This window comes from Bacillus sp. AM1(2019) (assembly GCF_009906915.1).
Taxonomy (GTDB): Bacteria; Bacillota; Bacilli; order Bacillales; family Bacillaceae; genus Bacillus; species Bacillus velezensis.
This window is the reverse complement of sequence record NZ_CP047644.1, coordinates 3764928-3776603: the sequence shown is the minus strand read 5'-3', so window position 1 is coordinate 3776603 and position 11676 is coordinate 3764928. Positions and strand designations below refer to the sequence as shown.

Below are 11676 nucleotides of genomic sequence, written 5' to 3'. Positions count from 1 at the left end.
ATATAGGGACGCGGAGGGGAATACCTTGGAAAAAATCATCGTCCGCGGCGGTCAGAAGTTAAACGGCACAGTGAAAGTTGAAGGAGCAAAAAATGCCGTTTTACCAGTTATCGCTGCATCTTTATTAGCAAGTGAAGAAAAAAGCGTAATATGTGATGTACCTACGCTCTCCGATGTATATACAATCAACGAAGTGTTGCGTCATTTAGGAGCAGATGTGCATTTTGAGAATAATGAAGTTACCGTAAACGCTTCTTACGCTTTAGAAACAGAAGCACCTTTTGAATATGTGCGTAAAATGCGCGCGTCAGTGCTTGTTATGGGCCCTCTGTTAGCCCGTACGGGTCATTCAAGAGTAGCGCTTCCGGGCGGCTGCGCAATCGGCTCAAGACCGATTGATCAGCATTTAAAAGGCTTTGAAGCAATGGGTGCAAAAATCAAAGTAGGCAACGGCTTTATTGAAGCAGAAGTGGAAGGCCGTCTGCAGGGCGCAAAAATCTATTTAGATTTCCCAAGTGTGGGTGCGACAGAAAACTTGATTATGGCAGCTGCTTTAGCTGAAGGAACAACAACGCTTGAAAACGTGGCAAAAGAGCCTGAAATCGTTGACTTAGCGAACTATATCAATGCGATGGGCGGAAAAATCCGCGGAGCCGGCACAGGCACCATTAAAATTGAAGGTGTCGAGAAGCTTCACGGCGTAAGACACAACATCATTCCTGACCGTATTGAAGCGGGTACTTTCATGGTGGCTGCGGCTATCACGGAAGGAAATGTATTAGTCAAAGGTGCGGTTCCTGAGCATCTTACGTCTTTAATTGCGAAGATGGAAGAAATGGGAGTCAAAATTACGGATGAAGGAGAAGGCCTTCGTGTCATCGGTCCTGCCCAGCTGAAGCCGATCGACATTAAAACGATGCCTCACCCAGGATTCCCGACTGACATGCAGTCGCAAATGATGGCGCTGCTTCTCCGTGCGAGCGGAACAAGCATGATTACTGAAACTGTGTTTGAAAACCGTTTTATGCATGCTGAAGAATTCCGCCGGATGAATGGCGACATTAAAATTGAAGGACGTTCTGTGATTATTAACGGTCCTGTACAGCTGCAAGGCGCAGAAGTTGCCGCTACGGACCTGCGTGCGGGCGCGGCGCTGATTCTTGCGGGATTAGTGGCTGAAGGTCATACACGCGTCACGGAACTGAAGCACTTGGATCGCGGTTATGTGAATTTCCATCAAAAACTTGCGGCTCTCGGCGCTGATATCGAGCGTGTCGTTGATGAAACGGCCGCTGAACAAGAAAGCAAAGAAGTCGTAACTGACCTAAACGCATAATGGCTGTAAAAACAGTATGTCAATCTGGCATACTGTTTTTTTATGGTTTATCATCATTATTATGCTCTGATTTCCAAAAAAGAATACGTTTTTCGCGTGAAAAATGGAATAAAGATTCTGTCCAAAAGGAAGTCATATTAGCTTGTCCCTGCCCATAAGATGAAGTAGAGTCGAATCCCAAGCAGGAGGCAGCTGATATATGAAACCGATTGTATTTCTACTATCCGGGCTGTGTATACTTATTCTTCTTGTCCCCACCATTCTCGTCCTTCCGTTTCAGGCAGAAAAAGGAGCAGCCGTAAACAGAGAGCCCGGACACAAAACAGCACACACCACACGAGAAACAAAAGGAGCAGAAACATTGAAAGAATCACCTGTATCCATTCCGGTTTATCGGACATCCAATCAATCTGTAGAAAACATTCCGCTTGAAGAGTACGTGATCGGTGTCGTGGCTTCCGAAATGCCCGCAGATTTTAAACCGGAGGCCTTAAAAGCCCAGGCGCTCGCCGCCCGGACATTCATCGTCAGACTGATGGTCGCTGACTCAGCCGTTCAGGCGCCGAAAGGATCACTGGTGGATGATACGCAAATGTTCCAAGTCTATCAAAGCAAAAGCCAGCTGAAAAAAGAATGGGGTTCTAAGTACGCACACAACCTCAAGAAAATCACAAACGCGGTGGCCGGCACGCAAGGAAAGATTTTAACGTACGATAACAAGCCGATTGAGGCATCTTTCTTCTCTACGAGCAACGGGTATACAGAAAATGCGGAAGCCTATTGGACAAGCGCCATTCCTTATTTAAAAAGCGTGAAAAGTCCGTGGGATAAGCAATCGCCGAAATATCTCGCCACCCAGACCTTCAGTGTGCCGGAGTTTCAGCAAAAGCTCGGCGTACAGCTCTCGGGACAAAACACGGTGGGACAGATTACAGCCAGAACGCCGGGCCATCAAGTGGCAACGGCCGTCATCAACGGCAAAAAGCTGAAGGGAAGAGACATCCGGGAAAAACTCGGACTCCGTTCTGCCGACTTTGAATGGAAACGAAACGGCGGCAGCATCACCATTACGACAAAAGGATTCGGCCACGGCGTCGGCATGAGCCAGTACGGGGCCAATTACATGGCGGAGCAGGGAAAATCAGTGGCGGACATCGTCAAGCATTATTATCAGGGAGTAGACATTTCCGAAGCAGATTCATTTTTAAACAAATATATGGCGAAAAAATAGACGCTTTCATGAGCGTCTGTTTTTTTGAAAACTATTCCATAAACGGTAAAGCAACCAACAGACTCATATAACGAAAGCCTAAAGGCTGACAAATGCCGATTGAAGGCTGAGCGCCGGGTGTAAATCACTGATAAAAATGCCGCTTCTATGTGAATATACGCAAAAATAATGAGGAACGCCGTCCTATTTATTTCCCTTTTCATCTCATTTACGATAAATATTGTTCGGCGTTGAACGTAAATCTATTGAAAAGGGGAAAAAGCAATGAAAAAAACATTTTCACTCATACTCATGCTCGGATTGATGCTGACTGCTGCATCTCCTGCTTTTGCTGCCGAGAATGCAAACGAGAAGACTCTTTCATTTAAAAACAATACCGCCATTTTACTTGATGCGAGCGGCAGTATGGCAAAACGGATTGACGGTGTTTCTAAATACAACATGGCAAAAGAAGAAATTGTCCGTTTTGCGGATCAAATTAAATCTAAATCACAGGTCAGAATGACGGTTTTCGGTTCGGAAGGCAACAATAAAAACTCCGGAAAGGTTCAATCTTGTGAATCCATTCGCGGTGTGTACGGATTCCAAAGGTTTGACAGACAGAGCTTCCTTAACTCTCTTAACGGAATCGGGCCTACGGGCTGGACACCGATTGCAAAAGCATTAGAGGATGCGAAGGCTTCCTTTACCGGTTTGCACAAACTTGGCAGTAAATCCGTTTTCCTGTTGACGGACGGCGAGGAGACATGCGGAGGAGATCCTGTTAAGACAGCGAAAGAACTTCGCAAACAGCATATTAAAGTTAACGTGATCGGCTTTGACTTTAAGGAAGGCTTCAACGGCCAGCTTCACGAGATTGCCAAAGCGGGCGGAGGAAAATATTACGAAGCTCACAGCCAAAAGGATATGAACCGCATCTTTACAATGGCAGCGAGTTCATTAGCGGAATAAGAAAAGGTGCCGTTTATCGGCCCTTTTTTTTATCTTTATTTAACAAAAATTTCAAGAAAAGATGAAGAGAAAACTGTAAAAAGCATCAGATTCCGGACTTATATTACAAAAAGGGCGAAAAAGGCATTAAATCTGTCATCATTTATCCAATCTTTTTAGGATGATGCGCATAATTCTGTTCATTTTTAACGGTGTACAGCCGCTTATACAAAAGGAATCCCGCCCTATATCTTTTTGCATACACGTCATCTAGCATAGAGAAGAGCCGGGGGCCCATCGGCCAAAAACAAACGGAGAGGAATGAAGGAAATGAAAAAAATGTTCACTGCGGGGATTGTCGGACTTTTGACGCTTTCACTCGGATCACCTGTTTTTGCAGCTGAGAAAAAGCACGAAGAAACAAACGTTGCCGTGCTGTTTGATGCAAGCGGAAGCATGATACAAAAAACAGGGGGAGAGCGTAAAATAGATGTCGCGAAAGAGTCTGTCACTTCTTTTGCGGAAGTTCTTCCTGAAGACACGAATCTGATGCTTCGGGTATTCGGGCATAAGGGCAATAATAAAAACTCAGGCAAAGCCGTATCATGTAATGCGACAGAAACGTTATATGGCCTTCAGCCGTACGCCGTGACTCCATTTGAGCAATCACTCAGCAAGATTAAACCGACAGGCTGGACACCGATTGCGAAAGCGCTCTCTGATACGCGTGAAGAATTTGAGCGGGCCGGCGCCGCGGGGAAAAACGTCGTATATCTGATCACAGACGGTGAAGAAACATGCGGAGGTAATCCTCAGGCCGAAATTCAAAAGCTCCGTAAAGTGAACGTCAACACGATCGTCAATATCATCGGCTTCAACTTCGGCATGAAAGGAAGCGAAAGCCTTGAAAAAGCGGCGGAAGCGGGAGGCGGCACATATGTCTCAGCTGACAGCGCGGACGAGTTCAAACAGGCTTGGGAAGACGCTGCAAAGGATTTAGCAAAAGAATAGGTTAAAAAAGGACGCCCGCGCGGCGTCTTTTTTGTTTAGAAAACGGAACCGCGGGAATGATACGGATAAAAGGAGATGAACGCTGTTGTTAAAAGGAGCAGGCATTATATTAGTGCTGGCGGCAGTCGTTTTTGTTCTGATGGGAATTTTTCTGAAGCTTGCCGCCTTCATATTCGTCAGTATATTGGCCATTATCGCCGCAGTTATTTTATTCACCATTCTGAGCAGACATCATCGCAATGAAACATAGAGTCCTAAGAGGGCTCTTTTTTTAAACCGCAAATTCGACAAAATACAGGGATTGTGGAAGAATAAAAGAGAAGGATACTGCGGAGGGGAAAACAGTGGATGAAAAAACAACAGCGGTAAGAGACATATACCGCTATGAAAAAGGGGTATTAACAAAGACGGCAGATCGGATGGTTTCAGAGTATCCGCTGACCGTCATGGTGAACGGGCAGGAATTTGTTACGCTCGTCTGCACGCCTGACCATTTAGAGGAACTCGTCATCGGATTTCTCGCATCAGAAGGCGTCATTCGTTTTGAAAAAGAAATCAAAAGCTTTACTATAGATGAAAGTCTCGGGTTTGCATATGTTGAACTGACGAATCCCGGAGTGCTTGAGCAAAAAGACTATACGAAGAGGGTCATCGGTTCATGCTGCGGGAAAGGCCGCCATTTTTACTTTCAGCAGGATGTGAAAACGGCCAAAACCGCCGTCAGCCGTATCACCATAACTCCTGAGACGTGCCTTCGCCTGATGAAGGAGATGCAAAGCGGGAGCGGCACCTTCCAGGAAACGGGCGGCGTCCATAATGCGGCGCTGTGCGATACGGAAAAGCTGCTCTTCATGAGGACGGACATCGGGCGCCACAACGCGCTGGATAAGCTGTACGGCTGCTGTTTGAAAAACGGAATGCCGGTCCGTGACAAGCTGATCGTCTTCAGCGGCCGGATTTCCTCAGAGGTTTTATTAAAAGCCGCAAAAATCGGCGTGTCGATTGTCATTTCAAAATCGGCGCCGACGGAGCTCGCGCTGCAAATGGCGGAAGAGCTGAACATAACCGCGATAGGTTTTGTCAGAAACGGATCATTTAACGTATACACACATCCTGAACGGGTTGAACAATAGAAAGGGGTCTTGGGCTTATGAATACAGAAACGCGCCGGGTGACAGACAAAAGGGAAAGGCCGCTCAGGGATCTTCGTATCTCTGTAACCGACCGCTGCAACTTCAGATGCACGTACTGTATGCCAGCCGAATTATTCGGACCGGATTATCCATTTTTACAAAAGACGGAATTGCTCTCCTTCGAGGAGCTTGAGCGGCTTGCGAAGCTGTTTGTCGGCCGCTTCGGCGTTGAAAAAATCAGGCTGACGGGCGGAGAGCCGCTCATGAGAAAAGATATGCCTGAATTGATCAAAAAACTTGCGCGCATCCCCGGACTTAAAGATATCGCGATGACGACAAACGGCTCTCTGCTTCCCGTGTATGCGGAAAAACTGAAGCAGGCGGGGCTGCATCGCGTGACAGTCAGCCTCGATTCTTTAGAGGATGAGCGGTTTAAGGCCATTAACGGCCGCGGGGTTTCGGTGAACAAGGTGCTTGAGGGCATTGAGGCGGCAAAAGCGGCCGGACTTGGTGTGAAAATCAATATGGTTGTTCAAAAGGGCGTCAATGAAAATGATATCCTGCCGATGGCCCGCTATTTTAAAGAAAAGGGTCATATTCTCCGGTTTATTGAATTTATGGATGTAGGCAATACGAATCAATGGAATAAAAAAGACGTGATCACGAAGGCAGAGATTATTGATCTGATCAACCAGCACATGCCGACGGAGCCGATAGAAGCGAATTATAAAGGAGAGGTCGCTTCCAGGTTCCGCTATCTTGACGGTTCCGGCGAAATCGGCGTGATTTCCTCCGTCTCGGATGCATTCTGCGCCTCCTGCAACAGAGCGCGCCTGTCGGCGAGAGGCGAGCTGTTTACGTGCCTGTTTGCGTCAAGCGGCTATGATGTTCGGAAACTCGTGCGCGGCGGTCTGACCGATGATGAATTGACGGAATCCATCGCTTCTGTCTGGAGAAATCGCACGGATCAGTATTCAACTGACCGCGCGCTTTCTAAAACGGATGGAAAAAAGAAAGTGGAAATGTCTTATATAGGCGGATGAAGAAAAGCTTGCCCGGACAAGGGCAGGCTTTTTTATTCACAATATAGAGCGGTCTGTTCAAAAAATACCGATGACAGCCGAAATATATGATAGGAATTTTGATGCAGGACAATCAAGTTATGCAATTCCAAAGCCATACAATATGTTAAAATATAACCAATAGAAATTAGAAAAGGTTGTGAAAGGGGCATGACCGCATACGAGATTCCGTCATCTCAAGTTGGAGTCAAGATCAACAAATGGTACAAGCACATTTTAGCGTTTCAAGCGGCTGATGCCATAAAGCTGAAAGAAGAAATTGATGAGGATATACAACGTATGGAGGAAGACCAGCTGCTGCTGTTATATTATCAGCTGATCAGCTACCGCCATCATATTATGCTTGATTACGTCAAGCCGGAATGCACCGAACAATCACAGATTCAGTACAGCGAGCTGCAAAAGACGATCGAAAGCACGGACAGCATATCGGGACTGTCTGAGTATTATTTCCATTTGTTCAGAGGGATGTATGAATTCGATCACAATAACTATGTTGCGGCTATTTCTTTTTACCGGAAAGCGGAAAAACTCCTTTCATTTGTCGAGGATGATATAGAGAGGGCGGAATTCCATTTCAAGATGTCTGAAGTGTTTTATGTCATGAAGCAGACTCATTTTTCCATGAATCACGGGATTCAGGCGCTGGATACGTATATGAAACACGATTTCTATAGAGTGCGGAGAATTCAATGCCATTTCGTCATCTCAGGAAACTACATCGACTGCAAAAACTACGACAAAGCGCTTGAGCATTTAGACGAAGCCCTCCGCCTTTCTTTGCTTGAAGGACAGCCCCGCCTGATCGGGTCTTCGCTTTACAATCTGGGGAATTGTTATTCTGAAAAGCGCGATCTGGATGAAGCGGCCCGGTACTTTAGAAAAGCGGTTCCCGTTTTTGAAGAGCATCAGCTTGAACAGCTTCCGAAGGCGCTGTTCAGCTTAACGCACACCCTTTTCAGGATGCATGATGACCAAGCGGCCCTTACCTATTATGAAAGAGGGGTCATGATCGCGAAAGAACGGGGCGATCGATTCAGTTTAGAGAAGTATAAGTTTTTACAAGCGCTTTATTTAGAGTCACTCAATATGGATTTAATCCATGAAGTGTTTGACTATATGAATGAAAAATCGCTGTATGTGTATATCGAAGATTTCGCCTTGGAGGCCGCCGTTTACACAAGCGCACATGAGCAATATAAAGAAGCGGCGTATTTTTATGAAAAAGCGATTCGCATGAGAGAAAACATTCAAAAAGAACAATGTTTATACGATATATAATTTTCTTAACCATCTGATCAGCAGATGGTTATTTTTTTATGCACATCATAACGTTTGACCATAGAAAAAAACGGAAAAATCGCAAAAGAGAGAAAAAAGTACGATGGGAAGGAGGGATTTGTTGTTCGGATTCAATGATATGATAAAGTTTTTCGTATCATTTCTCATCATTCTGCCGATGGTGTCTGTCATTCATGTGTCGGGACACAGCTTTATGGCCATGCTGTTCGGAGGCAAGGCATCATTGGATATCGGAATGGGGAAACGTCTTTTAAAAGTAGGGCCGATTCAGGTTCGGCGTATCTACTTCATAGATTCTTTCTGCAAGTTCGGCGAATTGCGGATAGATAACCGTCTGACGAGCGCGCTCGTCTATTCCGGAGGCTGTCTGTTTAATATCGCTTCTATCTTTTTAGTAAATCTGCTGATCATGAAAGATGTCCTCGAGCCAAACTTATTTTTTTACCAATTTGTCTATTTTTCAACTTATTATGTTTTCTTTGCCCTTCTGCCGGTGCAATACGGGGATAATAAGCTGTCAGACGGATTGGCTGTTTACAAAGTGCTCCGCTACGGGGAACGCTGTGAAATCAATAATTGAGAGTTTACATGTTTGTGTTCGGGCTGAAAGGGAAGAAAACAAGTACACAGAACAAAAAAGGAGCTGAAGAGATCATGAGTGAAGATAACGGTTTAAAAGACAAAGTAAAAGGCGGCATGAACAAAATGAAAGGGGAAGCAAAGGACAAAGCAGGCGACATGGCAGACAAGTCCGACTTAAAAGCGGAAGGTAAAAAAGACAAAGCGAAAGGCAGCCTGCAAAAGGGTGTCGGCAAAACGAAAGATAAACTCAGTGATGATTAATTTGATAGTGAAACACAGCAAAAGCCCAAAATATTTTGGGCTTTTTGTTATGAGAAATGACAAAAATTCCAGTTCATTTGGTTAATATCCACTAAATTTTTAAATATTCTATAAATTCCCCGGCGATTTCTTTATAATATTCACATAGAATGTAACCTTTCTTCACATTTGATTAAACGTTTGTTGAAGAAAAAAATGAGAAATCGGTAATTTCTGCAAAAGGAATCGGGTCGTTCACCGTCGAATAACTTTTATCACTTAACATTTCATGAGGTGAAGGGGGTGACGGCCGCCTGCATCGTTTCGGTATGACCATGCGGATTGTGTTTGACTATCACTAAGGGGGAATACAGATGAAACTGACACCGGTTGAACAAGAAAAATTGCTTATTTTTACGGCGGGAGAGCTCGCTAAGCAGCGGAAGGCGCGCGGCGTTCTGCTGAATTATCCCGAAGCCGCCGCATATTTGACCTGTTATCTGATGGAAGGCGCGAGAGACGGAAAAAGCGTTGCTGAGCTGATGGAATCCGGCCGCAATGTATTGACGGAAAAAGATGTTATGGAAGGCGTTCCGGAAATGCTGGACAGCATTCAGGTGGAAGCGACGTTCCCGGACGGGGTTAAGCTTGTCACCGTTCATCAGCCGATCAAAGCGGAGGTGAAGTCATGAAGCCGGGAGCGATTCAAGTCGCAAAGGGAACCATCACCATTAACGAAGGCCGGAAGACGCTGGAGGTGTCAGTCACCAATAACGGAACACGGTCAGTGCAGATAGGATCGCATTTTCATTTTGCCGAAGCCAACGGCGCCCTTTCCTTCAATCGGGACAAAGCAATCGGCATGCGCCTTGATATTCCGTCAGGCACATCTGTCCGTTTTGAACCGGGAGAAGAGAAAACCGTCACGCTCGTGGAAATCGGAGGGCGAAAAACGGTCAGAGGTCTCAACGGCATGGCCGATACGTATATGGATGAGCGGGGAAAAGAGAAGACTCTGTCAAATCTTAAAAAAGCCGGATGGATGGAGGAGGCGATCCGATGAAAATGTCACGTGAGCAATACGCAGAACTGTTCGGACCGACAACGGGAGACAAAGTCAGACTCGGAGATACGGATTTATGGATTGAAGTCGAAAAAGATTTCACGAATTACGGTGAAGAAATGATTTTCGGCGGAGGGAAAACAATCCGGGACGGCATGGGGCAGAACGGGCGTATCACCGGGAAAGACGGAGCGCTTGATCTGGTCATTACAAACGCCGTTATCCTGGATTATACCGGAATCGTCAAGGCGGATATCGGGGTGAAGGACGGCCGGATTGTCGGCGTCGGAAAAAGCGGCAATCCTGATATTATGGATGGGGTGGACCCGCACATGATTATCGGTGCCGGAACAGAAGTTATTTCCGGCGAAGGGAAAATCGTAACGGCCGGCGGGGTGGATACGCATATCCACTTTATCTGCCCGCAGCAGATGGAAGTCGCGCTTTCTTCAGGCGTGACCACGCTTCTCGGCGGCGGAACGGGTCCTGCGACGGGAAGTAAAGCGACGACTTGTACATCCGGTGCATGGTACATGTCGAGAATGCTGGAAGCGGCCGAGGAGTTTCCGATCAACGTCGGTTTCTTAGGAAAAGGGAATGCATCCGATAAAGCGCCGCTGATCGAGCAGGTGGAAGCAGGCGCGATCGGCCTGAAGCTGCATGAAGATTGGGGATCAACGCCAAGCGCCATTAAAGCTTGCATGGAAGCAGCGGATGAGGCGGACATTCAGGTGGCGATCCACACAGACACGATTAATGAAGCGGGCTTTTTAGAAAATACGCTTGATGCGATCGGCGACCGGGTTATCCATACATATCACATAGAGGGAGCCGGCGGAGGCCACGCACCGGATATTATGAAACTCGCATCTTACGCCAATATCCTGCCGTCCTCTACGACGCCGACGATCCCGTATACCGTCAACACGATGGACGAGCATCTTGATATGATGATGGTCTGCCATCATTTAGATTCAAAAGTGCCTGAAGACGTGGCGTTCAGTCATTCACGCATCAGAGCGGCCACCATTGCGGCGGAGGATATTCTGCACGATATCGGCGCGATCAGCATGACGTCGTCTGACTCGCAGGCGATGGGCAGGGTGGGAGAAGTGATTATCCGGACATGGCAGGTTGCCGATAAAATGAAAAAACAGCGCGGCGCTCTATCAGGAGAAAACGGCAATGACAATGTGCGCGCCAAACGCTATATCGCCAAATACACGATCAACCCGGCCGTCACTCACGGCCTGAGCCATGAAGTCGGTTCCGTTGAAAAAGGAAAGCTCGCCGACCTTGTACTATGGGACCCGGTTTTCTTCGGCGTCAAACCTGAACTTGTGCTCAAAGGCGGCATGATCGCCCGCGCCCAGATGGGAGATCCGAATGCTTCCATTCCGACGCCTGAGCCCGTGTTTATGCGGCAGATGTACGCATCATACGGTAAAGCAAACCGAAATACCTCTATTACATTTATGTCCCAGGCCGGTATCGCAAACGGTGTGCCGGAAAAGCTCGGCCTTGAAAAAATGATTTCTCCCGTACGGAATATCCGTAAGCTGAGTAAGCTCGACATGAAGCTGAATGACGCGATGCCGAATATACAAGTCGATCCGAAAACCTATCAGGTGTTCGCCGACGGAGAAGAGCTGGCATGCCAGCCCGTCAGCTATGTTCCGCTCGGACAGCGTTATTTCTTATTTTAATCCCTCTCCGGCCGGTTTCCCGCCGGCCTATTTACACTTCTATTGCCAACTTGATTTCAT

General features: G+C 46.8%; 13 protein-coding genes. All 13 read left to right on the top strand.

Going from position 1 to position 11676, the window contains the following annotated elements:
* The first annotated feature begins 25 nt into the window (after nt 1-25).
* The 13 genes from murA (at nt 26) to ureC (ending at nt 11616) form a co-directional block, all read left to right on the top strand.
* Nucleotides 26-1336 (top strand): UDP-N-acetylglucosamine 1-carboxyvinyltransferase, encoded by a 1311-nt coding sequence (murA, locus tag GNE05_RS18735; protein WP_007614362.1) that lies wholly within the window; start codon nt 26-28, stop codon nt 1334-1336.
* 199 nt (nt 1337-1535) lie between these two features.
* Entirely contained in the window at nt 1536-2567 is a 1032-nt protein-coding gene (gene spoIID, locus GNE05_RS18730) for a stage II sporulation protein D (RefSeq protein WP_063094033.1), read from the top strand.
* A gap of 264 nt (nt 2568-2831) precedes the next feature.
* Entirely contained in the window at nt 2832-3518 is a 687-nt protein-coding gene (locus tag GNE05_RS18725; protein ID WP_007407590.1) for a VWA domain-containing protein, read from the top strand.
* Between the two features lie 309 nt (nt 3519-3827).
* Nucleotides 3828-4508 (top strand): VWA domain-containing protein, encoded by a 681-nt coding sequence (locus GNE05_RS18720; protein ID WP_201741789.1) that lies wholly within the window; start codon nt 3828-3830, stop codon nt 4506-4508.
* An 85-nt stretch (nt 4509-4593) separates the two neighbouring features.
* Nucleotides 4594-4758 carry a hypothetical protein gene (locus GNE05_RS21070; protein ID WP_007407587.1) on the top strand — a complete coding sequence of 55 codons (165 nt, stop codon included), beginning with the start codon at nt 4594-4596 and terminating at the stop codon, nt 4756-4758.
* Between the two features lie 94 nt (nt 4759-4852).
* The gene (fdhD, locus tag GNE05_RS18715) at nt 4853-5641 is read left to right on the top strand and encodes a formate dehydrogenase accessory sulfurtransferase FdhD (RefSeq protein WP_015240754.1); all 789 of its coding nucleotides are present in this window, start codon (nt 4853-4855) and stop codon (nt 5639-5641) included.
* A 17-nt stretch (nt 5642-5658) separates the two neighbouring features.
* Nucleotides 5659-6684 carry a GTP 3',8-cyclase MoaA gene (moaA, locus tag GNE05_RS18710; protein WP_160183082.1) on the top strand — a complete coding sequence of 342 codons (1026 nt, stop codon included), beginning with the start codon at nt 5659-5661 and terminating at the stop codon, nt 6682-6684.
* 189 nt (nt 6685-6873) lie between these two features.
* Nucleotides 6874-8004 (top strand): response regulator aspartate phosphatase, encoded by a 1131-nt coding sequence (locus GNE05_RS18705; protein ID WP_160183081.1) that lies wholly within the window; start codon nt 6874-6876, stop codon nt 8002-8004.
* A gap of 121 nt (nt 8005-8125) precedes the next feature.
* Nucleotides 8126-8605: a hypothetical protein gene (locus GNE05_RS18700; RefSeq protein ID WP_025285407.1), complete on the top strand. Its 480-nt coding sequence runs from the start codon at nt 8126-8128 to the stop codon at nt 8603-8605.
* 74 nt (nt 8606-8679) lie between these two features.
* Nucleotides 8680-8868 (top strand): CsbD family protein, encoded by a 189-nt coding sequence (locus tag GNE05_RS18695; RefSeq protein WP_026092293.1) that lies wholly within the window; start codon nt 8680-8682, stop codon nt 8866-8868.
* A 353-nt stretch (nt 8869-9221) separates the two neighbouring features.
* Nucleotides 9222-9539 carry an urease subunit gamma gene (ureA, locus tag GNE05_RS18690; RefSeq protein ID WP_007407581.1) on the top strand — a complete coding sequence of 106 codons (318 nt, stop codon included), beginning with the start codon at nt 9222-9224 and terminating at the stop codon, nt 9537-9539.
* Nucleotides 9536-9910 carry an urease subunit beta gene (gene ureB, locus GNE05_RS18685; RefSeq protein WP_017418746.1) on the top strand — a complete coding sequence of 125 codons (375 nt, stop codon included), beginning with the start codon at nt 9536-9538 and terminating at the stop codon, nt 9908-9910. Before ureA ends, ureB begins: the two co-directional genes overlap by 4 nt.
* Nucleotides 9907-11616, top strand: a complete 1710-nt coding sequence (gene ureC / locus GNE05_RS18680; protein ID WP_007407580.1) for an urease subunit alpha — start codon at nt 9907-9909, stop codon at nt 11614-11616. Before ureB ends, ureC begins: the two co-directional genes overlap by 4 nt.
* The last annotated feature ends 60 nt before the right edge of the window (nt 11617-11676 follow it).

Coding starts and splice junctions, on each gene's coding strand:
- spoIID (WP_063094033.1), top strand. CDS start 1,536: ATGAAACCGATTGTATTTCTACTATCCGGGCTGTGTATACTTATTCTT.
- GNE05_RS18725 (WP_007407590.1), top strand. CDS start 2,832: ATGAAAAAAACATTTTCACTCATACTCATGCTCGGATTGATGCTGACT.
- GNE05_RS18720 (WP_201741789.1), top strand. CDS start 3,828: ATGAAAAAAATGTTCACTGCGGGGATTGTCGGACTTTTGACGCTTTCA.
- moaA (WP_160183082.1), top strand. CDS start 5,659: ATGAATACAGAAACGCGCCGGGTGACAGACAAAAGGGAAAGGCCGCTC.
- GNE05_RS18705 (WP_160183081.1), top strand. CDS start 6,874: ATGACCGCATACGAGATTCCGTCATCTCAAGTTGGAGTCAAGATCAAC.
- GNE05_RS18695 (WP_026092293.1), top strand. CDS start 8,680: ATGAGTGAAGATAACGGTTTAAAAGACAAAGTAAAAGGCGGCATGAAC.
- ureA (WP_007407581.1), top strand. CDS start 9,222: ATGAAACTGACACCGGTTGAACAAGAAAAATTGCTTATTTTTACGGCG.
- ureB (WP_017418746.1), top strand. CDS start 9,536: ATGAAGCCGGGAGCGATTCAAGTCGCAAAGGGAACCATCACCATTAAC.
- ureC (WP_007407580.1), top strand. CDS start 9,907: ATGAAAATGTCACGTGAGCAATACGCAGAACTGTTCGGACCGACAACG.